Source organism: Pseudomonas fluorescens, from assembly GCF_000968015.1.
Lineage (GTDB): Bacteria > Pseudomonadota > Gammaproteobacteria > Pseudomonadales > Pseudomonadaceae > Aquipseudomonas > Aquipseudomonas fluorescens_W.
Genome location: NZ_LACH01000009.1, coordinates 84,304 through 109,895, shown reverse-complemented (window position 1 = coordinate 109,895; position 25,592 = coordinate 84,304). Strand labels below are relative to the sequence as shown.

The 25,592-nt window shown below is 59.8% G+C and carries 17 protein-coding genes; 9 read left to right on the top strand and 8 right to left on the bottom strand.

Translation table 11 applies throughout. The features are described 5' to 3' along the window. Positions 1 to 72 precede the first annotated feature (72 nt). The 3 genes from zipA to VD17_RS06415 all read right to left on the bottom strand — a co-directional run bounded on the left by zipA (position 73) and on the right by VD17_RS06415 (position 5,336). Positions 73 to 927, bottom strand: coding sequence for a cell division protein ZipA (gene zipA, locus VD17_RS06425; RefSeq protein WP_046053174.1), 855 nt, complete (start codon positions 925 to 927; stop codon positions 73 to 75). 258 nt (positions 928 to 1,185) lie between these two features. Beyond that, complete coding sequence (gene smc, locus VD17_RS06420) at positions 1,186 to 4,674, bottom strand: chromosome segregation protein SMC (RefSeq protein WP_046053173.1); 3,489 nt, start codon at positions 4,672 to 4,674, stop codon at positions 1,186 to 1,188. Between the two features lie 2 nt (positions 4,675 to 4,676). Then, complete coding sequence (locus VD17_RS06415; RefSeq protein ID WP_046053172.1) at positions 4,677 to 5,336, bottom strand: GntR family transcriptional regulator; 660 nt, start codon at positions 5,334 to 5,336, stop codon at positions 4,677 to 4,679. A gap of 266 nt (positions 5,337 to 5,602) precedes the next feature. Here VD17_RS06415 and xdhA point away from each other — a divergent pair, with 266 nt between their 5' ends. The 4 genes from xdhA to guaD all read left to right on the top strand — a co-directional run bounded on the left by xdhA (position 5,603) and on the right by guaD (position 11,745). Further along, on the top strand, positions 5,603 to 7,057 hold the full coding sequence (gene xdhA, locus VD17_RS06410) for a xanthine dehydrogenase small subunit (RefSeq protein ID WP_046053171.1): 1,455 nt from the start codon (positions 5,603 to 5,605) through the stop codon (positions 7,055 to 7,057). Continuing rightward, the gene (xdhB, locus tag VD17_RS06405) at positions 7,050 to 9,449 is read left to right on the top strand and encodes a xanthine dehydrogenase molybdopterin binding subunit (RefSeq protein ID WP_046053170.1); all 2,400 of its coding nucleotides are present in this window, start codon (positions 7,050 to 7,052) and stop codon (positions 9,447 to 9,449) included. Before xdhA ends, xdhB begins: the two co-directional genes overlap by 8 nt. A 122-nt stretch (positions 9,450 to 9,571) precedes the next feature. Beyond that, positions 9,572 to 10,417, top strand: a complete 846-nt coding sequence (gene xdhC, locus VD17_RS06400; RefSeq protein ID WP_046053169.1) for a xanthine dehydrogenase accessory protein XdhC — start codon at positions 9,572 to 9,574, stop codon at positions 10,415 to 10,417. Between the two features lie 23 nt (positions 10,418 to 10,440). After that, the gene (gene guaD / locus VD17_RS06395) at positions 10,441 to 11,745 is read left to right on the top strand and encodes a guanine deaminase (RefSeq protein WP_046053168.1); all 1,305 of its coding nucleotides are present in this window, start codon (positions 10,441 to 10,443) and stop codon (positions 11,743 to 11,745) included. 209 nt (positions 11,746 to 11,954) lie between these two features. Here the strand turns inward: guaD and VD17_RS06390 are convergent, their stop codons facing one another. Next, positions 11,955 to 12,719 carry a GntR family transcriptional regulator gene (locus VD17_RS06390; RefSeq protein ID WP_046053167.1) on the bottom strand — a complete coding sequence of 255 codons (765 nt, stop codon included), beginning with the start codon at positions 12,717 to 12,719 and terminating at the stop codon, positions 11,955 to 11,957. 356 nt (positions 12,720 to 13,075) lie between these two features. Here VD17_RS06390 and VD17_RS06385 point away from each other — a divergent pair, with 356 nt between their 5' ends. Then, positions 13,076 to 14,266 carry a benzoate/H(+) symporter BenE family transporter gene (locus VD17_RS06385; RefSeq protein WP_046053166.1) on the top strand — a complete coding sequence of 397 codons (1,191 nt, stop codon included), beginning with the start codon at positions 13,076 to 13,078 and terminating at the stop codon, positions 14,264 to 14,266. 151 nt (positions 14,267 to 14,417) lie between these two features. On the opposite strand, the gene VD17_RS06380 is transcribed toward VD17_RS06385, so the two are convergent. Then, the gene (locus tag VD17_RS06380) at positions 14,418 to 14,762 is read right to left on the bottom strand and encodes a YggL family protein (RefSeq protein ID WP_007896965.1); all 345 of its coding nucleotides are present in this window, start codon (positions 14,760 to 14,762) and stop codon (positions 14,418 to 14,420) included. A gap of 232 nt (positions 14,763 to 14,994) precedes the next feature. Here VD17_RS06380 and dacB point away from each other — a divergent pair, with 232 nt between their 5' ends. Continuing rightward, positions 14,995 to 16,455, top strand: a complete 1,461-nt coding sequence (dacB, locus tag VD17_RS06375; RefSeq protein ID WP_046053165.1) for a D-alanyl-D-alanine carboxypeptidase/D-alanyl-D-alanine endopeptidase — start codon at positions 14,995 to 14,997, stop codon at positions 16,453 to 16,455. Between the two features lie 135 nt (positions 16,456 to 16,590). Here the strand turns inward: dacB and VD17_RS06370 are convergent, their stop codons facing one another. Together VD17_RS06370 and rlmKL are read right to left on the bottom strand one after the other, a co-directional pair. Beyond that, a complete protein-coding gene (locus VD17_RS06370; protein ID WP_046053164.1) occupies positions 16,591 to 18,990 on the bottom strand; it encodes a sensor domain-containing diguanylate cyclase in 2,400 nt (799 codons plus the stop codon). Between the two features lie 142 nt (positions 18,991 to 19,132). Beyond that, on the bottom strand, positions 19,133 to 21,409 hold the full coding sequence (rlmKL, locus tag VD17_RS06365) for a bifunctional 23S rRNA (guanine(2069)-N(7))-methyltransferase RlmK/23S rRNA (guanine(2445)-N(2))-methyltransferase RlmL (RefSeq protein ID WP_046053163.1): 2,277 nt from the start codon (positions 21,407 to 21,409) through the stop codon (positions 19,133 to 19,135). Positions 21,410 to 21,939: 530 nt separating this feature from the next. Between rlmKL and rmf the strand changes: the two genes are divergently transcribed. Next, on the top strand, positions 21,940 to 22,155 hold the full coding sequence (rmf, locus tag VD17_RS31475) for a ribosome modulation factor (protein ID WP_003223300.1): 216 nt from the start codon (positions 21,940 to 21,942) through the stop codon (positions 22,153 to 22,155). 328 nt (positions 22,156 to 22,483) lie between these two features. On the opposite strand, the gene VD17_RS06360 is transcribed toward rmf, so the two are convergent. Beyond that, positions 22,484 to 23,503: a quinone-dependent dihydroorotate dehydrogenase gene (locus tag VD17_RS06360; protein ID WP_046053162.1), complete on the bottom strand. Its 1,020-nt coding sequence runs from the start codon at positions 23,501 to 23,503 to the stop codon at positions 22,484 to 22,486. Between the two features lie 229 nt (positions 23,504 to 23,732). On the opposite strand from VD17_RS06360, the gene VD17_RS06355 reads away from it, so the two are divergent. After that, positions 23,733 to 24,944: a CmpA/NrtA family ABC transporter substrate-binding protein gene (locus VD17_RS06355; protein WP_046053161.1), complete on the top strand. Its 1,212-nt coding sequence runs from the start codon at positions 23,733 to 23,735 to the stop codon at positions 24,942 to 24,944. Positions 24,945 to 24,959: 15 nt separating this feature from the next. Beyond that, the gene (locus tag VD17_RS06350; RefSeq protein ID WP_008146285.1) at positions 24,960 to 25,535 is read left to right on the top strand and encodes an ANTAR domain-containing response regulator; all 576 of its coding nucleotides are present in this window, start codon (positions 24,960 to 24,962) and stop codon (positions 25,533 to 25,535) included. Positions 25,536 to 25,592 lie beyond the last annotated feature (57 nt).

Below are 25,592 nucleotides of genomic sequence, written 5' to 3'. Positions count from 1 at the left end.
TCGACAGCTCCTACAGAAAATCGCGACCCCTGTAGGAGCTGTCGAGTGAAACGAGGCTGCGATCTTTTGACCTTAGCGCTTCTGGGTCAGGGCACGACGTTCGAACTCAACGATGCGCTGACGGTAATGCTCAATCGTCTGGGCAGTCAGCACGCTGCGCTGGTCGTCTTTCAGTTCGCCGTTCAGCTCCTGGGACAGTTTGCGCGCCGCGGCCACCATCACGTCGAAGGCTTGCTTCGGATGACGCGGGCCTGGCAGACCGAGGAAGAAGCTCACTGCCGGTGTGCTGAAGTGGTCGATGTCGTCCAGATCGAAAACGCCCGGCTTGACCGCATTGGCCATCGAGAACAGGACTTCGCCATTACCAGCCATGCTTTCGTGGCGGTGGAAGATGTCCATCTCGCCGAAACGCAGACCACTTTCCAGAATATTCTGCAACAGCGCCGGGCCTTTGAAGCCGGCCGCGTCGCGGCAGATCACGCTGATCACCAGTACTTCTTCGGCTTGCGGTTGTTCCCGTTCACTGGTCGAACTCGAAGCCTTGGTGTCATCCGGGAAATCGTCGTCACGGCTGCTGAAGCTCGGGCCGCCGTCCAGGTCCAGGCTGAGGTTCATGTCGCCTTGCGAAGGCTCGCCATGACCACGCTTGCCGCGCTTGGAACCCGACTCACGCGGCTCACGGGCAGGCATGCTCACCGACGGCAGATCGTGCTCGTCCAGTTGCGGCTCTTTATGCGTATCCAGCACGCGGGGCGGGCCCAACAGCTCGGCGCTGGTGTCCTCGTCCGGCAAGTTGGACAAACTTCGGTCGAGACGGAATTTCAGTTTCCCCTTGCCGCCGCGCATGCGACGCCAGCCATCGAAAAGAATACCGGCAATGACAATAATGCCGATGACGATCAGCCACTCGCGCAGACCGATTTCCATGTAATCCCGTGCCTCTATAAAAAATGCTGAAAAATAAGAGGTTTACAACTCGTAAACCGCTTTAAAACGTGGCGCCAACTCTATGTTCTGACAGGCGTTTTGCCCACGTATACGAAAAATTGACATTAAACTAGCACGACCAAAGGCAACTTTACACCGTCTGTCACTATGGCTTGCGCGAATATGTCGATTGGCCAGCAAGTCCGGGAAGGTAAATAAGTCCTACAACTCAATAATACCTCTCCTACAACCGCCGACTCAGGCATCCACCATCGCCATCGCCTCCTCGACATCCACTGCCACCAGACGCGAGCATCCCGGTTCGTGCATCGTCACCCCCATCAATTGCTCGGCCATTTCCATGGCGATCTTGTTGTGGGTGATATAGATGAACTGCACCGTCTGCGACATCTCTTTGACCAGCCGTGCGTAGCGTCCAACGTTAGCGTCATCCAATGGCGCGTCAACTTCATCGAGCATGCAGAACGGCGCCGGATTCAACTTGAAGATGGCAAAAACCAGAGCCAATGCGGTCAGGGCTTTTTCGCCACCGGAGAGCAAATGGATGGTGCTGTTCTTCTTCCCTGGCGGCTGCGCCATGATCGTTACCCCTGTATCGAGTAGATCTTCGCCTGTCAGTTCCAAATAGGCGCGGCCTCCACCGAAAACTTTTGGGAAAAGGGCCTGTAAACCGCCATTGATCTGATCAAAGGTATCTTTGAAGCGGTTTCGGGTTTCCTTGTCGATCTTGCGAATCACGTTTTCGAGCGTATCCAGTGCCTCGACCAAATCGTCGTTCTGCGCATCCAGATAACGTTTACGCTCGGATTGTTGCTGGTATTCGTCGATGGCCGCCAGGTTGATCGCACCGAGACGCTGAATACGCGCGGCAATGCGTTCGAGTTCTTCTTCGGCGTCTTTCTCGTTGGCCTCGGCCACCAGCGTGGCGAGTACGCCGTGGAGATCGTAGCCGTCCTCCAGCAACTGATCTTCGAGTGCCTTGCGGCGCACGGTCAGGGCTTGCCATTCCATGCGCTGGGTTTCCATCTGGCCGCGAATCAATTGCGATTGCTGCTCCGCCTGACTGCGACGTTTTTCGGCATCGCGCAGTTCACGGTCGGCATCTTCCAGAGCGATTTGCGCAGTCTTGAGTTCTTCGTCGACAGTCATGCGCTTGTCGAGCAACTCTTCAAGTTTCAACCGCAGTTCTTCCAGCGGCGCCTCGCCCTCCTCCAGGTTTAGACTCAGCTGTTCGCGTTTTTCAGTCAGACGCTCGGACTGCATTTCCAGACGCTCCAGCGCCTGACGCGTGGAGTCGTGTTGTGCCTTGAGCGAACCCAAACGCACCGCCAGTTGATGGGCGTGATCCTTGTGTTGCCGGGCCTCCTGACGCACCCGATCCAGTCGCTCGCGCAAGCTGTCGCGCTGGGCCAGCAGCAACTCGCGCTGCTCGGTGTCCAGCGCCATGCTGTCGAGGGCTTCTTGCAATTGCAGGCGCGCTTCGCCGATATTTTCGTGTTCCAGCGCCCGCTGCTCAGCCAACTCGGTGAGCTCTTCGTCCAGGCGTGTGCGGCGCAGGGTCAGTTGCTCGGCCTTGGCTTTACCGGCGGACAACTGGGCTTTCAATTCGCCTTGCTGACGGGCTTCGTCTTGCAGCAGACGGCGCAGATGTTCGCGACCGTTTTCCTGCTGACGCTGTTGCGCCCTGAGATTCTGAAGTTGGGTTTCCAGGGTTTCGACCGTGGCTTCGCGCTCTTCGCGCTCAAGGCCCAGACGCTGGATTTCCTGGCCGCGGGCGAGCACACCACTTTCCGCTTCGCTAGCCCGACGCACGCGCAAAAAGTGCCGACCGACCCAGTAACCATCGCGACTGATCAGGCTCTGGCCGGCGGTCAATTGATTGCGCAGGGCCAACGCCTGTTCAAGGCTGTCGACCGGTTTAACCTGCCCCAACCATGGCGCCAAATCGATCTGCGCTTCAACTTTATCGAGCAAGCTGCCGGGCACGCGCACGCCATCGGTGGCCGGGCTGAGCAAGCGCAAATCGCCCTGGGTAAAACCGGCCAGGTCGAAATCGCCGAAGTCATCCACCAGCACCGCTTGCAGGTCGGCGCCGAGCACGGTTTCCACCGCCAGCTCCCAGCCGGCTTCAACTTTCAAGCCTTCGGCCAAACGCGGACGGTCCGCCAAATGTTGTTCGCGCAGCCATTCAGCGGTGCCGGTGCCCGGATCGAGCGCGGCTTGCTGCAAGGCTTCAAGGGAGGCGAGGCGACCGTTCAGACGCTGTAAATCACCCTGAGCCTGCTGCTGATTTTGCAGTGCGAATTGCAATTCCTGACGCAGTTGCTCGAGGCGTTCGACCTGGGCTTCTTCACTGGCCTGCAAATCTTCCAGCGTCGCCTCACTCGCGGCCAGTTGCTCACTGAGCTCCATGATCGCCGCGTCTTCCGGGTCTGCCGAGAGCAACGCACGCTCTTCGCCGAGACGCTTCTGACGATCGGCCAGTCGCTCCATGCTGGTTTCCAGCTGCTGGATCCGCGACTGCTGAACTTCGGATTGGCGACGCGGCTCGGCGGCCGTCAGGTTGAAGGTGTCCCACTGCTCTTGCCAGGCGTGCATGGTGGTTTCGGATTCTTCCAGCGCGGCGGCAGCTTCTTCGGCGGCGGCGCTGGTGACTTCCTGTTCAGGGGTGAGCATGTCCAGCTCTTCGCCCAAGGTCAGCAGCAAGGTGCGGTCATGACCCAGGTGAGACTCGGTTTCCAGACGTGCGCGCTCGGCTTCTTTCAGGTCGTCCTGCAACTGGCGCAAACGCTGCTGACCGTGCTGAATACTCTGCTCGACCCGAGCAATGTCGCCGCCGACCGAATAGAAGCGCCCCTGCACCAGATTGAAGCGTTCGGACAGGTCGTGGTGCCCGTCACGCAAGCGTTCGATAGCCGCATCGGCATTACGCTGCTCGGCCACCAACGCTTCGAAGGTGACTTCCTGATTGCCGATGACCGCTTCGCGCTGACCGACCTGTTCATTCAACGCCTGCCAGCGCAGGGCCGACAGTTGGGCCTTGAGCTGACGCTCCTCGCCCTTGTATTCCTGATACTTCTTGGCGGCCTCGGCCTGACGGTACAAGCGTTCAAGCTGACGCTCGAGCTCTTCGCGCAGGTCGGTCAGGCGGGCCAGGTTTTCGTGGGTGCGGCGGATGCGGTTTTCGGTCTCGCGCCGACGCTCCTTGTACTTGGAGATGCCCGCCGCTTCCTCAATGAAGTTGCGCAGGTCTTCGGGCTTCGACTCGATCAGCTTGGAGATCATCCCCTGTTCGATAATCGAGTAGCTGCGCGGGCCGAGGCCGGTGCCAAGGAAGATATCCGTGATATCGCGACGGCGGCACTTGGTGCCGTTGAGGTAGTAAGTGGTCTGGCTGTCGCGGGTCACTTTGCGGCGAATGGAAATTTCCGCGTAGGCCGCGTATTCGCCGAGCAAAGTGCCGTCGGAGTTATCGAACACCAGCTCGATGCTGGCCTGGCTTACCGGTTTACGGCTGGTCGAGCCGTTGAAGATGACGTCGGTCATCGACTCGCCGCGCAGGTTCTTGGCCGAACTCTCGCCCATCACCCAGCGGACGGCGTCGATGATGTTCGACTTGCCGCAACCATTGGGCCCGACCACCGCCGCCATGTTACTGGGGAAGTTCACCGTGGTCGGGTCGACGAAGGATTTGAACCCCGCCAGCTTGATGCACTTTAGCCGCACGCTTAAGCGTCCGTCAGGGCAGAAACCACCAGATCACTGCTGCGCTGGGCATACGCCGTCAGCACAATGCGGATCTGCGGAAAATCTCGGGCCAGCACGGCAGCGAGCAAGCGTTCGAACAGTTCGAGGAACTCACTCATCGAGGCCTTGCGCTGTTCCAGGGCGAGGAAATACGCGCGGCTCATGGCCGGCTGCAGATTCTCGACAGTTTCCTGCAAGTACGGGTTGTTGGCGAACGGATACGCGGCGCGCATCACACTGAAGCTGTCATCGACAAAGGTGCGAATGTCCTGGCGCTCGTAGCTGGCGGTCAGACGCTGCTGGATTTGCACGAACGGCGCCATGTCGGCCTGGACTTTCCAGCCGCTGGCCACTGCATTGCCCAGAAGAATGTAAAGCTCGCTCATCAGCGTGCACAGGCTCTGGACCTTGTGGACCGTGAGCTCGGTCACGTGGGCACCGCGTCGCGGCAGGATCGCGATCAGGTGGCGGCGCTCGAGGATCAGCAAGGCTTCACGGACCGAACCGCGGCTGACATTGAGGGCCAGCGTGACCTTCTGTTCCTGGATGCGCTCCCCGGGCTTCATTTCGCCACGAATGATGCGTTCGGCGAGGTGGTGAGCAATTTGCTCGGCGAGGCTGTCCGGCGCCTTGAACGTCATGGTTGTCCTTCAAACTCTTCGATCTGCACAAGCGGCGCAGTGTAACGCACATGAAGGGTCATGGCGGAGTGCCCACTCGGCGGTTTTTGGCACGAATCCAGCAAAAAGCAGGCTATCCCGTGAGGGTCAATAATAAAGGAACGAGTCGTTGATCGACAAAACGCTATTTCCTGACCTTTAAGTCAGAAAATCATTGACCACAAAGTCAGACCTGATAAATTCGGTTCAAGTCGGTTAACAACAATAATGAGTCTGCGAGGCCTTCCGTGATCCAGTTTTTACTTAACCAGGAACTCCGTAGCGAGCACGCCCTGGACCCAAACCTGACCGTGCTCAATTATCTGCGCGACCATGTGGGCAAACCCGGCACCAAAGAAGGCTGCGCCAGCGGTGACTGCGGCGCCTGCACCGTGGTGGTCGGCGAGCTGCAAACGGATGACGATGGCCGCGAACACATTCGCTATCGCAGCCTCAACTCGTGCCTGACATTTGTTTCGTCATTGCACGGCAAACAATTGATCAGCGTTGAAGACCTCAAGCACCAAGGCGAACTGCACAGCGTGCAGAAAGCCATGGTCGAGTGCCACGGCTCGCAATGCGGTTTTTGCACGCCGGGCTTCGTCATGTCGCTGTTCGCGCTGCAAAAGAACAGCGATCAACCGGATGCTCATAAAGCTCACGAAGCGCTGGCCGGCAACCTCTGCCGCTGCACCGGCTATCGGCCGATTCTGGCTGCCGCCGAACAATCCTGCTGCGGCAAGCAAACGGACCAGTTCGATGCTCGCGAAGCCGACACCATCGCTCGCCTGAAAGCCATCGCTCCTACCGACATCGGCGAACTCAACAGTGGCGACAAGCGCTGCCTGGTGCCGTTGACCGTCGCCGATCTGGCTGACCTCTATGACGCTTATCCACAGGCTCGCCTGCTGGCCGGCGGCACGGACCTGGCGCTGGAAGTCACGCAGTTCCACCGCACCCTGCCGGTGATGATCTACGTCGGTAACGTCGCCGAGATGAAGCGCATCGAGCGCTTCGACGATCGCCTGGAAATCGGCGCTGCCACCGCCCTTTCCGATTGCTATGAAGCCTTGAAAGCCGAGTACCCGGACTTCGGCGAATTGCTGCAGCGCTTTGCTTCCCTGCAGATCCGCAACCAGGGCACCCTCGGCGGCAACATTGGCAACGCTTCGCCAATTGGTGACTCCCCCCCCCTGCTGATTGCACTCGGCGCGCAGATCGTTCTGTGCAAAGGCGAAGTTCGCCGCACGATGGCGCTGGAAGATTACTTCATCGATTACCGGGTCACCGCGCGCCAGGAAAGCGAGTTCATCGAAAAGATCATCGTGCCTCACGCCAGCGCCGAACAACTGTTCCGCGCCTACAAAGTCTCCAAGCGTCTGGACGATGACATTTCCGCCGTCTGCGCCGCGTTCAACCTGCGCATCGACAACGGCGTGATCGCCGATGCCCGTGTGGCCTTCGGCGGCATGGCCGCAATCCCGAAACGTGCAAAAAACTGTGAAGCCGTTCTGCTCGGCGCCACCTGGAACAATGACACCGTCGAACGCGCCTGCGCTGCACTGGCCGAAGATTTCACGCCACTCTCGGACTTCCGCGCCAGCAAGGAATACCGCCTGCTCAGCGCACAGAACCTGCTGCGTAAATACTTCATCGAACTGCAAACACCGCACATCGAGACTCGGGTGACCGCTTATGTCTAACCATCACGCCGTAGAGAAGACCCAGGCCGAACTGGCTGAACTGTTCGCCAAGGACCTGACCACCGGTGTCGGCCGCAGCGTCAAGCACGACAGCGCCGCCAAGCACGTGTCCGGTGAAGCGCAGTACATCGACGACCGGCTGGAATTTCCGAACCAGTTGCATGTTTACGCACGCCTGTCGGACCGCGCCCACGCGAAAATCATCAGCATCGACACCCAGCCTTGTTACGCCTTCGACGGCGTGCGCATCGCTATCACCCACAAAGACGTGCCGGGCCTGAAAGACATCGGCCCACTGATGCCGGGCGATCCGTTACTGGCCATCGATGACGTCCAGTTCGTTGGTCAAGTGGTGCTCGCCGTTGCGGCGAAGGACCTGGAAACCGCACGCAAAGCCGCGATGGCCGCGATCATCGAATACGAAGATCTGGAGCCGGTGCTGGACGTGGTCGAAGCCCTGCGCAAACGCCACTTTGTACTCGACAGCCACACCCATCAGCGCGGCGATTCGGCCGGCGCTTTGGCCACCGCAGAACACCGCATTCAAGGCACGCTGCACATCGGCGGCCAGGAACACTTCTATCTGGAAACCCAGATCTCTTCGGTGATGCCGACCGAAGATGGCGGGATGATCGTCTACTGCTCGACGCAGAACCCCACCGAAGTGCAGAAACTGGTGGCCGAAGTGCTCGATGTGTCGATGAACAAAATCGTCGTCGACATGCGCCGCATGGGTGGTGGTTTCGGCGGCAAGGAAACCCAGGCAGCGAGCCCGGCGTGCCTCTGCGCAGTTATCGCGCACCTCACCGGCCAGCCGACCAAAATGCGCCTGCCGCGGGTCGAAGACATGCTGATGACCGGCAAGCGTCACCCGTTTTACGTCGAGTATGACGTCGGCTTCGACAGCACCGGTCGGCTGCACGGAATTGCCCTGGAACTGGCCGGTAACTGCGGTTGCTCGCCGGACCTCTCGGCGTCGATTGTCGACCGTGCGATGTTCCACGCCGACAACTCGTACTACCTGGGCGACGCGACCATCAACGGTCACCGCTGCAAGACCAACACCGCGTCGAACACCGCTTACCGTGGCTTCGGCGGCCCGCAAGGGATGGTCGCCATCGAAGAAGTGATGGATGCGATTGCCCGCCATCTGGCTCTCGATCCGCTGGCGGTGCGCAAGGCCAACTACTACGGCAAGACCGAGCGCAACGTCACCCATTACTACCAGACCGTCGAGCACAATATGCTCGAGGAAATGACCGCCGAACTGGAAGAAAGCAGCCAGTACGCCGAGCGCCGCGAAGCGATTCGTCGCTACAACGCCAACAGCCCGATCCTGAAAAAAGGCCTGGCGCTGACCCCGGTGAAATTCGGTATTTCCTTCACCGCCAGCTTCCTCAACCAGGCCGGTGCGCTGATCCATATCTACACCGATGGCAGCATCCACCTGAACCATGGCGGTACCGAAATGGGCCAGGGCCTGAACACCAAAGTCGCGCAGGTCGTGGCCGAAGTATTCCAGGTGGAAATGGACCGCGTGCAGATCACCGCGACCAACACTGACAAGGTGCCGAACACTTCGCCGACCGCCGCTTCCAGTGGCGCCGACCTGAACGGTAAAGCCGCGCAAAACGCCGCGGAAATCATCAAGAAGCGCCTGGTTGAATTCGCCGCGCGGCAGTACAAGGTCAGCGAAGAAGACGTGGAATTCCACAACGGTCACGTGCGGGTTCGCGATCACATCCTGACCTTTGAATCGCTGATCCAGCAGGCGTATTTCGCTCAGGTTTCGCTGTCGAGCACCGGGTTCTACAAGACCCCGAAAATCTTCTACGACCGCAGCCAGGCGCGGGGCCGGCCGTTCTATTACTACGCCTTCGGCGCAGCGTGCTGCGAGGTGATCATCGACACCCTCACCGGCGAGTACAAAATGCTGCGCACCGACATCCTCCACGACGTCGGCGACTCATTGAACCCGGCGATCGACATCGGTCAGGTCGAGGGCGGTTTCATCCAGGGCATGGGGTGGCTGACCATGGAAGAACTGGTGTGGAACAACAAGGGCAAACTGATGACCAACGGCCCGGCCAGCTACAAGATCCCTGCGGTGGCGGACATGCCGCTGGACCTGCGGGTGAAGCTGGTGGAAAACCGCAAGAACCCGGAAGACACGGTGTTCCATTCCAAGGCCGTGGGCGAGCCGCCGTTCATGCTCGGCATCGCGTCGTGGTGTGCGATCAAGGACGCCGTGGCCAGTCTGGGCGACTACAAGCATCAACCGAAAATCGACGCACCGGCGACACCGGAGCGGGTGTTGTGGGGCTGTGAGCAGATGCGCCAGTTGAAGGTGGCGAAGGCTGTTGAGGCTGAAGCCGAGTTGGCTTCGCTTTAAGACCGAGGCGCGGCTATCGCGAGCAAGCTCGCTCCCACAGGGTTTTGTGAACACCATCCAATGTGGGAGCGAGCTTGCTCGCGATGGCGGACTGACAGACAACAAAGATGTCGAGGTGAAACATGTACAACTGGATCGACGCCCTCGCCGACCTGCAATCCCAGGGTGAACCCTGCGTGTTGGTGACCATCATCGAAGAGCTCGGCTCGACGCCGCGCAATGCCGGCTCGAAGATGGTCATCGGCGCCAACCAGACCTTCGACACCATCGGTGGCGGGCATCTGGAATACAAGGCGATGCAGATCGGTCGCGAGATGCTGGCCAGCGGCAGGCAGGACACCCATCTGGAGCGCTTCAGCCTCGGCGCCAGCCTCGGCCAGTGCTGCGGCGGCGTGACCGTGTTGCTGTTCGAACCGATGGGGCAGGTCCAGGCGCAGATCGCCGTGTTCGGTGCCGGCCACGTCGGCCGGGCGCTGGTGCCGCTGCTCGCCAGCCTGCCCTGCCGGGTGCGCTGGATCGATTCGCGGGAAGCCGAATTCCCCGAACAGATCCCCCATGGTGTGCGCAAAATCGTCACCGAAGAACCGGTGGACGAAATCGACGACCTGCCCGCCGGCAGCTACTGCATCGTCATGACCCACAACCACCAGCTCGACCTAGAACTCACCGCCGCGATCCTCAAGCGCAACGACTTCGCCTACTTCGGCCTGATCGGTTCGAAGACCAAACGGGTGAAGTTCGAACACCGCTTGCGTGACCGTGGTTTCGACAGCGCCGTGCTGCAACGCATGCGCTGCCCGATGGGCATCGGCGAAGTCAAAGGCAAGTTGCCTGTGGAAATCGCCATCTCCATCGCCGGCGAAATCATCGCCACCTATAACGCCAATTTCGGCCAGCACACCGCCAGCGCCGGATCATCGATCGCCAAACTGCTACCTGCTTCACGCCGCAGCCAAGCTTCGAACTAAAAAGCCACGAATTGAGAACGACAATGCCTTTGACTCGCAAAGCCTACCGCGCCGCCATTCTGCACAGCATCGCCGACCCCGCCGAAGTGGGCATCGAAGCTTCTTATGAGTATTTCGAAGACGGCTTGCTGGTGGTTGATAACGGCCAGATCAGCGCCCTTGGTCACGCCAGCGACTTGCTGCCGACCCTGCCGGCCGACATCGAGATCACCCATTATCAGGACGCGCTGATCACCCCAGGCTTCATCGACACCCACATTCACTTGCCGCAAACCGGCATGGTCGGCGCTTACGGCGAACAACTGCTGGACTGGCTCAACACCTACACTTTCCCGTGCGAAAGCCAGTTTGCCGACAAGGCTCACGCGGACGAAGTCGCGAGCATTTTCATCAAGGAACTGCTGCGCAACGGCACCACCACGGCGCTGGTCTTCGGCAGCGTGCATCCGCAGTCGGTGAACTCGTTCTTCGAGGTCGCCGAACAGCTGGACCTGCGGATGATCGCCGGCAAGGTGATGATGGACCGCAACGCGCCGGATTACCTGACCGACACCGCCGAATCCAGCTACGTGGAAAGCAAGGCGCTGATCGAGCGCTGGCACGGCAAGGGCCGTTTGCACTACGCGGTCACCCCGCGCTTTGCACCGACCAGCACCCCTGAACAACTGACCCTCGCCGGCCAGTTGCTCAGCGAATTTCCTGACGTGTACATGCAGACTCACATCAGCGAAAACCTCAAGGAAATCGAGTGGGTCAAGGAGCTGTTCCCGGAGCGCAAGGGTTACCTGGACGTCTACGACCATTACAAACTGCTCGGCGAGCGCTCGGTGTTCGCCCATGGCGTGCACCTGTGCGACGACGAGTGCGCGCGGCTGGCGGAAACCGGCTCGGCGATCGCTTTCTGCCCGACCTCGAACTTCTTCCTCGGCAGCGGCCTGTTCAACCTGCCGATGGCCGAGAAGCACAAGTTGAATGTCGGCCTCGGTACGGATGTCGGTGGCGGCACCAGTTTCTCGCTGCTGCAAACGCTGAACGAAGCGTACAAGGTCATGCAGATGCAAGGTGCGCGACTGAGCCCGTTCAAATCGCTGTACCTGGCCACCCTCGGCGGCGCTCGCGCACTGCGGCTGGAAGACAAGATCGGCACCCTGCAACCGGGCACTGATGCGGACTTCCTGGTGCTGGACTACAACGCCACGCCTCTGCTGAGCTATCGCTTGAAGCAGGCCAATAACATTGCCGAGACGTTGTTTGTATTAATGACGCTGGGGGATGACCGGACGGTGTTGCAGACGTATGCGGCGGGGAATCAGGTGCATCAGCGTTAAGATTTTTCGGGCATAAAAAAATCCCCCGTCGCCGTACAGCCCGGGGGATTTTTATTGCCTGTCTGATCGCCATCGTCGAAACGCCGCCCGGAGCAAGCTCGCTCCCACAGTTGATCTCGGTGGACACAGGGTCTGCATTCAACACAAAACCCTGTGGGAGCGAGCTGGCTCCGGGCGGCGTTCCGACGATGGGTGCGACTCGGTCTAACTTATAGCTTCGCCACCGGCCGCCCTGGCTTCTTGGTCTGCAACAAATGCGAAAACACCGCATGCAAATCATCCGACGCGCTTTCTTCGTCGAGGTTGAGTTTGCTGTCGATGTGATCCATGTGATGCATCATCAGGTCCACCGCCAACTCCGCGTTGCGCGCTTCGATGGCGTCGATCAGCTGGGTGTGCTCGTCGTAGGAACAGTGGGAGCGATTGCCGCTTTCATACTGGGCAATGATCAACGAAGTCTGGGACACCAGGCTGCGCTGGAAGCTGATCAGCGGCGTATTTTTCGCCGCTTCGGCCAACTTCAAGTGGAACTCGCCCGACAGACGAATACCGGCGCCGCGATCGCCACGGGAGAAGCTGTCGCGCTCGTCGTTGACCATCTGGCGCAACTCGGCAATCTGCTCGGCAGTGGCGTGCTGCACCGCCAACTCAGTGATCGCTCGCTCCACCAGACGCCGGGCCATGAACACCTGGCGAGCCTCTTCGACACTCGGGCTGGCCACGACAGCGCCACGGTTCGGACGCAGCAGCACGACGCCTTCATGGGCCAGGCGCGAGAGCGCGCGGCGAATGATGGTGCGACTGACCCCGAAAATTTCCCCCAGCGCTTCTTCGCTCAACTTGGTACCGGGCGCCAGACGCTGTTCGAGGATGGCCTCGAAGATATGCGCGTAGACAATATCGTCCTGGGTACCGCTGCGGCCGGCTTTGCCTGCTCGCGGTTGTTTCTTTAGGGGTTGCAACTGTTCGTTCATGGGCACTCGAGTCGGAAGAACTGCGGCGAATTGACCGTGACTGTAATACGGCACAGTGGGTCGCTGGCAAGTATCGCGTAAAAAACACTGCGATTGTACACAATGGAGGGTGGCAACACGACTGTACGGCTGTTTGTCACTTCCGCTGTATCGCAACGATTCCTTACGTTTGAGTTTAGGCTTGATCACAGAATCCGCCTTTTGCGCACAATCCCCTGTAGGAGTGAGCCTGCTCGCGATGGCGGTGGATCAGTCGACAACATTGTTGCCTGACACTCCGCTATCGCGAGCAGGCTCACCCCTACAGGTTTTGCGCTATTGCAGACATCTTCATCTGTATAAGGAACACCGCTGTCATGAACGACGTCACGCACACGCAGCTCCGCCCTTTTGCCGATACGTCGCCTTCTGCGATCGTTGCCGGCTTCATCGCGATGATGACCGGTTACACCAGCTCGCTGGTCCTGATGTTCCAGGCCGGGCAAGCGGCGGGTCTGACCAGCGGGCAGATTTCTTCGTGGATCTGGGCGATCTCGATTGGCATGGCGGTGTGCTCGATTGGCCTGTCCCTGCGTTACCGCACGCCGATCACCATCGCCTGGTCGACCCCTGGTGCGGCGTTGCTGATCACCAGTCTGGGCGGTGTGACCTACGGCGAAGCCATTGGTGCCTACATTACCTGCGCGGTGCTGGTGACGATTTGTGGTTTGACCGGCAGCTTCGAGCGGCTGATGAAAAAGATTCCGGCTTCATTGGCCGCTGCGCTGTTGGCGGGGATTCTGTTCAAGATCGGCAGCGAAATCTTCGTCGCCGCGCAGCATCGCACCGCGCTGGTATTGGGCATGTTCTTCACTTATCTGGTGGTCAAACGCCTATCGCCGCGTTATGCCGTACTGGCCGCGCTGTTGATCGGCACGGTGCTTTCCGGGTTCATGGGCCTGCTGGACTTCAGCGGTTTCCATCTGGAAGTGGCGACACCGGTCTGGACCACGCCGCACTTCTCCATTGCCGCAACCATCAGCATCGGCATTCCGCTGTTTGTGGTGGCCATGACCTCGCAGAACATGCCCGGCATTGCCGTGCTGCGTGCCGACGGTTACACCGTGCCGGCCTCGCCGCTGATCACCACCACCGGCATCGCTTCGTTGCTGCTGGCGCCGTTCGGTTCCCACGGGATCAACCTGGCGGCCATCAGCGCGGCGATTTGCACCGGGCCGCATGCCCATGAGGATCGCAACAAGCGCTACACGGCGGCCGTCTGGTGCGGGATTTTCTACGGGATAGCCGGGGTGTTCGGCGCGACGCTGGCGGCGCTGTTTGCCGCGCTGCCGAAAGAGTTGGTGCTGTCGATTGCCGCGCTGGCGTTGTTCGGCTCGATCATCAATGGCTTGAGCATCGCCATGAGCGAAGTGAAGGAACGTGAGGCAGCACTGATTACCTTTATGGTCACGGCGTCGGGGCTGACGCTGTTTTCCATCGGTTCGGCGTTCTGGGGGATTGTGGGGGGGGTGTTGACGATGGTGATTCTGAATTGGCGTAAAGCCTGAAAAGCAAAAGATCGCAGCCTCGTTTCACTCGACAGCTCCTACAGGATGAACGCATTCCAATGTAGGAGCTGTCGAGTGAAACGAGGCTGCGATCTCTTGATCATCCGGACATAAAAAAACGGCGACCCTTGGGTCGCCGTTTTTTACAACATCAAGCTACCGGATTGATCGGCTTTTCCGGGTACCAGACGTCGATCAGCGGGCTGACGGTTGCTTCGGTCAGTTCGCTGCGGCCTTTGAGCCAGGCTTCAACAGCGGCACGCTGCTCTTCGGACACCGAGCCACGCTTCTGCAGGCAAACCAGACCGAAGTCGTCGCCGCCAACATAGCCCAGACCGTTGGCTTCCATGGCTTCTTTCAGGAACGCGTCGAGGAAAGCATCAATGGCTTCATCAGCCAAATCTTCTTTGAAATCCAGGTTCAGTTCGAAACCCAGCTCTTGAAATTCATCGACGCACAGTTTTTTGCGCAGACGCTGGGAACGGTTAGTCGCCATTGGAACAATCCTCATAAGTAATAACGGGCGGCACTTTAGCAGTTTAAGGCGCTAATTGCCCGTTTCTCTGGGCTGCAAGCCCTACCGCCGGTAAAAAATAGCGGATTAGTAGGCCAGCGCACGGCACAAGCCGCTACACCTTGGGGCATAATGCCGACACTTTCATGACCACTGAGGGAATTTATCTTCATGCCCTCGTTTTTTTCCCCTCGGCTGTAGGGTTTTATTTCACATGATCAAATCTTTGCGTCCATTGTTACTGGCCGGTTTTCTGCTCCCTCTGGCCTTCTCTGTTTCCGCCGCCCCGATCAACACCGCGCTGTCGCCCAACGTTGAAAAAGCCCTCAAGGCCAGCAAGATGCAGGACAACGCCCTGTCGCTGGTGATGATCCCGCTCACCGGCCCTGGCACCCCGACCATTTTCAATGCTGACGTCTCCGTCAATCCGGCCTCGACCATGAAACTGGTCACCACGTACGCGGCGCTGGAAATGCTCGGCCCGAACCACCAGTGGAAAACCGAGTTTTACACTGATGGCACGCTCAGCGGCGGCATCCTCAACGGTAACCTCTACCTCAAGGGTGGCGGCGATCCGAAGCTGAACATGGAAAAACTCTGGTTGCTGATGCGTGACCTGCGCGCCAACGGTGTGACGCAAATCACCGGCGACCTGGTGCTGGACCGCAATTTCTTCGTACAACCGCAATTGCCGCAGTTCAACGACGACGGCAATGACGATAACAAGCCGTTCCTGGTCAAACCTGACGCGCTGATGGTCAACCTCAAGGCCCTGCGCTTTGTGGCGCGCAACGACAACGGCCGGGTTCTGATTTCGGTAGAACCGCCGATTGCCACCATTCGCATCGAAAACCAGGTCAAAGCCGTCAACTCCAAGCAATGCACCGGTGGCGTTCGGTACAACCCGGTGCCCCAGGCCGATGGCAGCGTGACCGTAACGGTCGGCGGCCAGTTGGGCGATGGCTGCAGTTCCCAGACTTACCTGTCGCTGCTCGACCACGCGACCTACACCGCAGGCGCCGTACGAGCGATCTGGAAGGAACTGGGCGGCAGCATTCAGGGCGTGGACCGTCTGGCGCCAACGCCTAAAGACGCCAAGGTCCTGGCTCGGGCTTTCTCGCCAGACCTGGCGGAAATCATCCGCGACATCAACAAATACAGTAACAACACCATGGCCCAGCAGCTGTTCCTGAGCCTGGGTGCGCAGTTCCGCACTGAAGCCGACGGTGACGATGCCAAGGCTGCACAGCGTGTCGTGCGTCAGTGGCTGGCGAAGAAAGGCATCACCGCGCCGCACCTGGTGATGGAAAACGGTTCCGGGCTGTCCCGTGCGGAACGGGTGAGTGCGCGTGAAATGGCCGGCATGCTGCAAGCGGCCTGGAAAAGCCCGTATTCGGCCGAGTTCATCAGCTCGATGCCGATTGCCGGCACCGACGGCACCATGCGCAAACGCCTGAAGACCACAGCGATGCGCGGTGAAGCGCACATCAAGACCGGCACCTTGAATACCGTGCGGGCGATTGCCGGTTTCAGCCGCGACATCAACGGCAATACCTGGGCGGTGGTGGCGATCCTCAACGACAAGGCGCCGTTTGGCGCGTCGTCGGTGCTGGATCAAGTGCTGCTGGACCTGTATCGCCAGCCGAAACTGCCAGAAACGGCTTCGGTGCTCTAACCCGATCCTCCAAACACTGGAGATCAAATGTGGGAGCGAGCTTGCTCGCGATAGCGGTGTGACAGTCGACATCAATGTTGAATGTGAAGACCCCATCGCGAGCAAGCTCGCTCCCACAGGGGTGAGCATGCGGCTCTAGCTCATCTCTCCTGCTACCCGATCCCGCCCGGCTTGTTTCGCCGCATACACCCCCGAATCCGCCCGCAGCAGCAGCGCATCCGCGCCCTCCCCGACTCGCCAACTGGCAATACCGAAACTGGCGGTCACGGTCCCGACGCCTTCGATCGGCGAACTGCGCAGCCCTTGCCACAGCTGCAAGGCCAGGACATGGGCATGCTCGCCGTTGATATCCGGGCAGAGCACCATGAACTCCTCGCCCCCGAGGCGACAGAACACGTCGGTGCGCCGCAACCGATGGCCGATGCGTTCGCACACGATCTGCAACACCCGATCGCCGACCGCGTGGCCATGCTGGTCATTGATGCGTTTGAAGTGGTCGATATCGAGCATGATCACCGACAATTCGCCACCACCGCGTTCGACCCGGGACATTTCGGTGGTCAGGCGTTCCTGGAAATAGCGGCGGTTGTGGATCCCGGTCAGGGAGTCGGTGATCGATAGCGCCCGCAGTTCTTCTTCCACCCGTTTCAAGTCGGAGATGTCCGAAACATAGCCGTGCCAGAGTACGCCGCCACCGGGCAATTCCTCCGGTGTCGCCTCGCCCCGAACCCAACGCAGGCCGCGCAGGGGCAGCTGCACACGGTATTCCTCGCGCCAAGGGCTGAGGGTGTCCGCCGACGCCCGGATCGAGGCACGGACCCGGGTGATGTCCTGCGGATGAATCCGCGTGAAAATCGCTTCGGCGTTGAACAACAGCACATCTGGTTCAAGTTCATAGATCTCGCGAATACCGTCGCTGGCGTAGATCACACTGAAGCGCCCATCGAATTCCATTTTGAATTGGTAGATCCCGCCGGGTACATGAGCGCTGAGTTTCTTCAGCAACAGGTCCCGTGCCGCCAGAGCCTCGTGGACCCGTTTGCGTTCAGTGATGTCGATACAAATCGCCAGGTGCCCGACCCACAAGCCTTGCTCGTCGAGGACCGGTGTCGCCAGCATATTCACCGTCAAATGGCTGCCGTCGCTACGCAGCAGCGTCCATTCCCGCGCTTCGTGACCGCCCTCCTCGCCGCCCTCGACCAACATCGCCTGGCAGGTCGGAATCGGTTTGCCATAACGCGCACTCAACTCCGCCGAACGTGCCATGAGTTCTCGGGGCAAGTGCAGGTTTTCCAGGGTCATGTGGCCCACCACCTCGGTGCTGGAGTAGCCAAGCATTTGCTCGGCACCGGCATTAAAGGTGCGGATAACCCCGCGCAGGTCAGTGGCGATGATCGCCACTTGGGTCGCGGCATTCAGCACGCCACGCAACTGGCCATGCGTGCCGCGCAACTCCTGCTCGCGGGCACGCAGTTCCTGGGTCCGTTGCTCAACCATTTTCAGCGCCCGTCGACGCTGACTGACCAGCACATAGAGCAAGGCACTGAGCAACAGACTGAGCAAGCCGCCCAGCACCACCAGGCTGTTCACCGAAGAGTGATTGGCTCGCAGGAAGGCATCGCTGGGCTGAATGTCGACTTGGTAGTCATGGTCGGCAAGCCGCAACAGTCGGGTCGCGGACAACTCACTGGGCGCCGGCGTGTTGGGGGACTCATAAAGCACTTCGTGCTGATCGTCTGTGGATAAGTCGAGGATACGCACGGAAAGATAGTCACGGCCAGCGTCCGGCAGCCCGTCCGCCAGCAACTGATGCATGCTGATCACGGCCATGACATATCCGTACGATTTCACCCCCGCCGTAGCCGGACGATTGCGCAGCAACACCGGTGCGACCAGCAGCACGCCGCGCGCATAGGCCGGTTCGATACTGACCAGATGCATCGGCTGCGATACCGCCATGCCGCCGTGCTGATCGGCCCGTTCAAGGGTGGCACGGCGCAGGGGTTGAGCCCACAAGTCGTAGCCCAGCGGCGAACCCAGTTTGCTTTGGGTCTGGCTGTAAAGTACCGCCACGTACTCATCGCGTTCGGCCGCCAGTTGCAGTTGGCCGTCGGCATTGAGTTCGCGCAACGTGAAGTCGGTTAAACCCTCTGCACGCACCTGGCGTTCAAATTCCGCTCGTTCGGCACCGGTTATCCGCTTGGCGAAGGAGTAGGCCTGAGTCCGGTGCAGCAGCGGTTGGGTGTAACCGTCGAACTCCGCGCGGGAGACCGAATCGGAATTGGCAAAGAACCGGCGCAGGCCATCGAGGCGCTGCTCCTGATCTTCGAAGCGTTCTTCGATACGGCTGTAACGTTCACTGGCCAGCAGTTGGAAACGTTGCCGCAATTGATGGTGGAACAGATTCAGCGTCGACCACGCCAGCAATCCCGTGAGAATCCCGCCGACAACCAATACCAGCAGAGCGACCAGCCAGGCCGAGACATCTTCACTGATAAAACCCAGGATCTTCGGGCGCACGGCGTGCAACGACATAGACGCAACTCAAGACGCCAGGTGCGGGAAAGCCCATTGGCCATGCGTTGAGTTATAGCTATTAGCCATCAATTTGACCAGCACAGAAAGAAGCCAAGAGCCTTTAAAAATCAAGGCTCTGTGGATCCAATCTATCCAAGTGTCAACGAGCCGTGATTTTCCAGGCACGGTGGATCTTGCCATTACGGGCGAAATCCGGATCGATGGTCTGGGCGGTGATTTCCTCGACCGCATAACGCTCGGCAAGGTTTTCCTCGAGCTGGAACTTGCGGAAGTTGTTGGAGAAGTACAACACGCCACCGGGTGCCAGACGCGCCATGGCCAGGTCGATCAATTGCACCTGGTCACGCTGCACGTCGAAGATCCCTTCCATGCGCTTGGAGTTGGAGAACGTCGGCGGATCAATGAAGATCAGGTCATATTCGTCACGGCAGGCATCGAGCCAGGCCATCACGTCGCCCTGCTCCAGACGGTTCTTCTCGGAGAAACCGTTCAGCGACAGGTTGCGACGCGCCCAATCCAGATAGGTTTTCGACAGGTCAACGCTGGTGGTGCTGCGCGCGCCGCCCTTGGCTGCGTGAACACTGGCGGTTGCGGTGTAGCTATACAGGTTGAGGAAGCGCTTGCCGGCCGCCTCTTTCTGGATCCGCATGCGCATCGGCCGGTGATCGAGGAACAGCCCGGTGTCGAGGTAATCCGTGAGGTTCACCAGCAGCTTCACGCCACCTTCGTTGACCTCGACGAACTTGCCCTGTGCCGCTTGGCGTTCGTACTGCTTGGTGCCGCTCTGACGCTCGCGACGCTTGACCACCACGCGGCTCTTGTCGATGTTCAGGGCCTGCGGAATAGCGGCCAGGGCATCGAACATGCGCGCCGAGGCTTTTTCCGGATCGATGGATTTCGGCGCGGCGTATTCCTGGACGTGGACCCAATCCTGATACAGGTCGATGGCCATGGAGTATTCCGGCATGTCGGCATCGTAGACGCGGTAGCAGTCGATGCCTTCACGCTTGACCCACTTGCCGAGGGCCTTGAGGTTCTTTTGCAGGCGGTTGGCAAACATCTGCCCGCCTTCGCTCAAGCGCGGCTGCTCGATCACTACCGGTGCCGGTTTGATCGGGTTGCCGTTCTTGTTGTACTTCTCGTACTTGCCCGGTGCTACGTCGTTGTCTGCGACTTCGACTTCGGCTCGAACTTGTTCGCGCTCGACCTGACGCTGTTCCGGAGTGCGACGTTCGCCAGTGACGAACTGGTCCGGCGTGACCTTGATCAGCAGCAATTTGCACGGCAACGCGCCGTTCCAGAACGAATACTGTTTGTGGCTGCGGATGCCCATGCGCTTGCCCAGGTCCGGGGCGCCGGTGAATACCGCGGCTTCCCAGTTCAGACACGCCTGACGCAGACGTTCGCCGAGGTTCTGGTAGAGATAGAGCAAGCTCGCTTCATCACCCAGACGTTCGCCGTACGGAGGGTTGCAGATCACCAGGCCTTTCTGGTTCTGGTCCGGACGCGGTTCGAACGTCCCGACTTCGCCCTGGTAGATCTTGATCCACTCGCTCAGGCCGGCACGTTCAACGTTGTTGCGACCCGGTTGAATCAGGCGCGGATCGGCTTCGTAACCGCGAATCCACAGTGGTGGCTTGGCCAGACCGGCCGCGCAACGCTCAGTGGCTTCTTCGTGAAGCTTTTTCCACAGCGCCGGGACGTGACCGAGCCAGGCGGTGAAACCCCACTGCTCACGACGCAGGTTCGGCGCCATATCGGCGGCGATCATCGCGGCTTCGACGAGGAACGTACCGACACCGCACATCGGGTCAGCCAGCGCGCCGCCATCGGCCGCAATGCGTGGCCAGCCGGAACGGATCAGGATTGCGGCCGCGAGGTTTTCCTTCAGCGGTGCCGCGCCCTGCTGCAAGCGATAGCCGCGCTGGTGCAGGCTGTGGCCGGAGAGGTCGAGGGACAGGATCGCTTCGCCACGGTCCAGGCGCAGGTGAATGCGCAGGTCCGGGTTGAGCTTGTCGATGGAAGGACGGTCGCCCTGCGGCGTGCGCAGTTTGTCGACGATGGCGTCCTTGACCTTCAAGGCGCCGAAGTGGGTGTTGTCGATGCCCGAGCCGTGACCGCTGAACTCAACGGCCAGGGTGCCATCGTTGAGCATGTGGTCTTGCCACTCGATATCCAGCACGCCGTGATAAAGGTCTTCGGCGTCCTTCATCGGGAAACGCTTGAGCACCAGCAGCACCCGGTTCGCCAGACGCGACCACAGGCACAGGCGATAAGCGGTTTCCATGGTGGCCATGCCGCGCACGGCAGAGGTGTGCTCACGCGCTTCCTCAAGGCCAAGCCCGACGGCTTCCTCGATGAGCAGGCCTTCAAGGCCTTTGGGGCAAGTGAGGAAGAGTTCGAAACGATCGGACATGGTAATTCCAGAGCCTTTAGCTAAGTGAACCGGCAACGCATTGCCGGCCCGGTTTTCAATCAGGCGCTTTTCTAAAAGAGCGCCCGCGTGGCACGAAGGTGTGCCGTCCCACCCCTGCAAGCTCGGGTTAAAAGAGCTTAGATGCAAAGACAGATAAAAAAGTTGATGCAACAAAATGTCATAAGTCGACCCTTCGTCGAATAGTGCCCCTGCTCAACAGGAGGCATTCTCACTAAAGGATTAACCCCATCATGCAGCGCGGGGCTGATCATACCGGGGTTTTGCCAATAAACACGGGACAACATCGTGTTACTTATCGCCATACCATCTTTATCGTTACGTCCTTATGACAAAACGATCATTCCCTCGATGTGACGCATTGGTTAGAACTCAATACAGGTTGACGCCGCAATGACGTCAACACCTTGGCTTGCGACGCCGGCAGCGAGCCCCAACGGCAGGAGTTTTTCTGCCAGACCTCAATTGAGGTCGACGCGATAAATACAGTCAACAAGTGAGGGCAACACCCTATGAGAAGACTTAAGCGTGATCCGTTGGAAAGAGCATTTTTGCGCGGATATCAATATGGCGTTGGTGGCAAATCCCGTGAGCTTTGCCCATTTACTCTACCGTCGGTACGCCAAGCCTGGATTAACGGCTGGCGAGAAGGACGCGGCGACAACTGGGACGGTATGACCGGCACTGCGGGAATCCATAGACTCAACGAACTTCACGCCGTCGGCTAACACAGGGCACACACTCCGACACGACAATCTGATTACGTAACGACTTACCACGCACGCCCCATCCGGGCGGCGGGCTTCGGCCCAGGGGCTCCTTCGGGGAGCCCTTTTTTATACCTGCGAAAAATTACGGTGGTGAAGTCGCTTCTGTGGCGAGGGGATTTATCCCCGTTGGGTCGCGAAGCGGCCCCAAGACCAGTCAACTCGGTGAATCAGTCAAAACTCATTGGCAGGATTTACGACGGCTTCGCCGCCGAACGGGGATAAATCCCCTCGCCACAGATAACTCCCCTCGCCACAAAAGCCCCTACCATGCGGCTCAAATCAGGCTTCAGCGCAAGGCGGCGATGGCATCTACCGATTCACGAATCAGCGCCGGGCCTTTATAGATGAAGCCGGAATAGAGCTGCACCAGGCTGGCACCCGCGGCGATTTTCTCAGCCGCGTGCTTGCCTTCGGTGATGCCGCCCACGGCGATGATCGGCAAGCGACCGGCCAACTCGGCCGCCAGCACCTTCACGGTGTGGGTGCTCTTGTCGCGAACCGGTGCGCCGGACAAACCGCCCGCCTCGTCACCATGCTCCATGCCTTCTACGCCGACGCGGCTCAGGGTGGTGTTGGTGGCGATCACCGCGTCCATCCCGGTTTCGATCAGCGCTTGCGCGACCTGAGCGGTTTCTTCGTCGGTCATGTCCGGCGCAATCTTGATCGCCAGTGGTACATGTTTGCCATGACGCAGCGCCAGTTCTGCGCGGCGCGTCGCCAGGTCGGCCAACAATTGCTTCAGCGAATCGCCAAATTGCAGGCTGCGCAGGCCCGGGGTGTTCGGCGAGCTGACGTTGACCGTCACGTAGCTGGCGTGGGCGTAGACCTTATCCAGGCAGATCAGGTAGTCGTCGACCGCACGCTCAACCGGGGTATCGAAGTTCTTGCCAATATTGATGCCCAGCACGCCCTTGAACTTGGCCGCCGCCACTCGGGCCAGCAGGTAATCGACGCCGAGGTTGTTGAACCCCATGCGGTTGATGATCGCCTCGGCATCCGGCAGACGGAAAATCCGTGGCTTCGGGTTGCCCGGCTGCGGACGCGGGGTGATGGTGCCGATTTCGACAAAGCCAAAACCCAGTTGCGCAAAACCGTCGATGGCCGCGCCGTTCTTGTCCAGACCGGCCGCCAGACCCACCGGGTTCGGGAAGTCGAGGCCCATGACGGTCACCGGCATTTTCGCCGGGGCCTTGCACAGCAAGCCGTTGAGGCCCAAACGCCCGCCCGCGCCGATCAGGTCCAGGGACAGATCGTGGGAGGTTTCCGGGGAAAGTTTGAACAACAGCTGACGGGCCAGGGTGTACATGGGCGGGTTTGACTCTGGGCTACGAAAAGTGGCGGCGATTATAGCCGGGCATCGGGGTTGCAGGCGAGGCGCGCGACAAAATCAGCGTGCGATGGCATATGCCTTGCACCGTCACTCATATCAGCACTCATGCCAACGGCGGGATGAGTCGAAAGACAAAGGCGTCGTCACTTGGCCTTGCCCCGGCAAGCAGCCCGGTCCGGCGCTTTTTTATGGAAGGTGTTTACTGATGATTGAAGTTCCAGCCAACCCTCTGGCCTGGGTCAACGGCAGCGATGCCCCGGAAAAGACCGAAATCAACCTCGGTTTCATGGCCCTGAGTGACTGCGCCTCGGTAGTGGTCGCGGCCACGCAGGGCTTCGCCCAACCTTATGGCCTGACCCTGAACCTCAAGCGCCAGTCGTCCTGGGCCAACCTTCGGGACAAACTGGTCAGTGGCGAACTCGACGCCGCCCACAGCCTGTACGGTTTGATCTACGCCGTGCATTTGGGCATCGGCGGTGTCGCGTCGACCGACATGGCAGTGCTCATGGGACTGAATCAGAATGGCCAGAGCATCAACCTCTCCCATGGCTTACAGGCGCTGGGCGTGACCAGTCCTGAAGCACTGGACCGGCACGTGCACCAAAGTCGCCCAAAACTCACCTTCGCCCAGACATTTCCTACGGGCACCCACGCCATGTGGCTGTATTACTGGCTCGCGAGTCAGGGTATTCATCCGTTGCAGGACGTCGACAGCGTGGTCGTGCCGCCGCCGCAAATGGTCGCGCACCTGCAAGCCGGGCGCATCGACGGCTTCTGCGTCGGCGAGCCATGGTCCGCCAGCGCGGTGCAGCAAAATCTGGGTTTCACCATGGCCACCACCCAGACCATCTGGCCCGATCACCCGGAAAAAGTCCTCGGTTGCACCCGCGCCTTTGTAGAGCAATACCCCAACACCGCGCGGGCGCTGGTGATGGCGATTCTGGAGGCCAGCCGCTTCATCGAAGAAAGCACGGAGAATCGCCGCAGCACCGCGAAACTGTTGAGCGCGCCGCAATACCTCGACGCGCCACTCGACTGCATCGAACCGCGATTGCTCGGTGACTACGCCGATGGCTTGGGTAATCGCTGGCAAGACCCGCACGCGCTGCGTTTCCATGGTGATGGCGAGGTCAACTTGCCATATCTGTCCGATGGCATGTGGTTCATGACCCAGTTCCGCCGCTGGGGTTTGTTGCGCGACGACCCGGACTACCTGGGCGTGGCCCGTCAGGTCCAGCAACTAGACTTGTATCGAGAGGCCGCCACCGCTGTAGGTGTGGCCGTGAGTGATCAGCCAATGCGCAGCAGCCAGTTAATCGATGGCAAGGTCTGGGATGGCCTGGACCCCGCCGCCTACGCCCGCAGTTTCAAGCTGCACGCCATGAGCGACAGCTCGCCCCTTCTCGCCAGCCGCTGACAGGAGACTGCGAATATGTTGCGTATCCTGCTGATCAACGACACTGCGAAGAAAGTCGGCCGCCTGAAGGCAGCCTTGACCGAAGCCGGATTCGAGGTGATCGACGAATCGGGCCTGACCATCGACCTGCCCGCGCGCGTCGAAACGGTGCGTCCGGACGTGATTTTGATCGATACCGAGTCACCGAGCCGCGATGTGATGGAACAAGTGGTGCTGGTGAGCCGCGACCAACCGCGGCCGATCGTGATGTTTACCGATGAACATGACCCCGATGTGATGCGTCAGGCGATCAAATCCGGCGTCAGTGCCTACATCGTCGAAGGCATCCACGCACAGCGCTTGCAACCGATTCTCGATGTGGCCATGGCACGCTTTGAAAGCGACCAGGCCCTGCGCGCCCAGCTCAACGCCCGTGACCAGCAACTGGCCGAGCGCAAGCGCATCGAGCTGGCCAAAGGGCTGCTGATGAAAATGAAGGACTGCAACGAGGAAGAGGCCTACACCCTGATGCGCCGCCAGGCCATGAGCCGGCAGCAGAAGCTGATTCAGGTGGCGGAGCAGATCATCGCCATGAGTGAGTTACTCGGCTGAAGTCCTTCTGTGAATGTTCTATCGCCTTCGCGAGCAAGCCCGCTCCCACATTTGATC

Excerpts from the sequence above, each read along its gene's own strand:
- rlmKL (WP_046053163.1), bottom strand. The coding sequence starts at position 21,409 with ATGTCCGATCGTTTCGAACTCTTCCTCACTTGCCCCAAAGGCCTTGAA.
- zipA (WP_046053174.1), bottom strand. The coding sequence starts at position 927 with ATGGAAATCGGTCTGCGCGAGTGGCTGATCGTCATCGGCATTATTGTC.
- xdhC (WP_046053169.1), top strand. The coding sequence starts at position 9,572 with ATGTACAACTGGATCGACGCCCTCGCCGACCTGCAATCCCAGGGTGAA.
- VD17_RS06350 (WP_008146285.1), top strand. The coding sequence starts at position 24,960 with ATGTTGCGTATCCTGCTGATCAACGACACTGCGAAGAAAGTCGGCCGC.
- VD17_RS06390 (WP_046053167.1), bottom strand. The coding sequence starts at position 12,719 with ATGAACGAACAGTTGCAACCCCTAAAGAAACAACCGCGAGCAGGCAAA.
- VD17_RS06360 (WP_046053162.1), bottom strand. The coding sequence starts at position 23,503 with ATGTACACCCTGGCCCGTCAGCTGTTGTTCAAACTTTCCCCGGAAACC.
- VD17_RS06370 (WP_046053164.1), bottom strand. The coding sequence starts at position 18,990 with ATGTCGTTGCACGCCGTGCGCCCGAAGATCCTGGGTTTTATCAGTGAA.
- rmf (WP_003223300.1), top strand. The coding sequence starts at position 21,940 with ATGAGAAGACTTAAGCGTGATCCGTTGGAAAGAGCATTTTTGCGCGGA.
- VD17_RS06355 (WP_046053161.1), top strand. The coding sequence starts at position 23,733 with ATGATTGAAGTTCCAGCCAACCCTCTGGCCTGGGTCAACGGCAGCGAT.
- VD17_RS06385 (WP_046053166.1), top strand. The coding sequence starts at position 13,076 with ATGAACGACGTCACGCACACGCAGCTCCGCCCTTTTGCCGATACGTCG.
- dacB (WP_046053165.1), top strand. The coding sequence starts at position 14,995 with ATGATCAAATCTTTGCGTCCATTGTTACTGGCCGGTTTTCTGCTCCCT.
- guaD (WP_046053168.1), top strand. The coding sequence starts at position 10,441 with ATGCCTTTGACTCGCAAAGCCTACCGCGCCGCCATTCTGCACAGCATC.
- xdhB (WP_046053170.1), top strand. The coding sequence starts at position 7,050 with ATGTCTAACCATCACGCCGTAGAGAAGACCCAGGCCGAACTGGCTGAA.
- VD17_RS06415 (WP_046053172.1), bottom strand. The coding sequence starts at position 5,336 with ATGACGTTCAAGGCGCCGGACAGCCTCGCCGAGCAAATTGCTCACCAC.
- VD17_RS06380 (WP_007896965.1), bottom strand. The coding sequence starts at position 14,762 with ATGGCGACTAACCGTTCCCAGCGTCTGCGCAAAAAACTGTGCGTCGAT.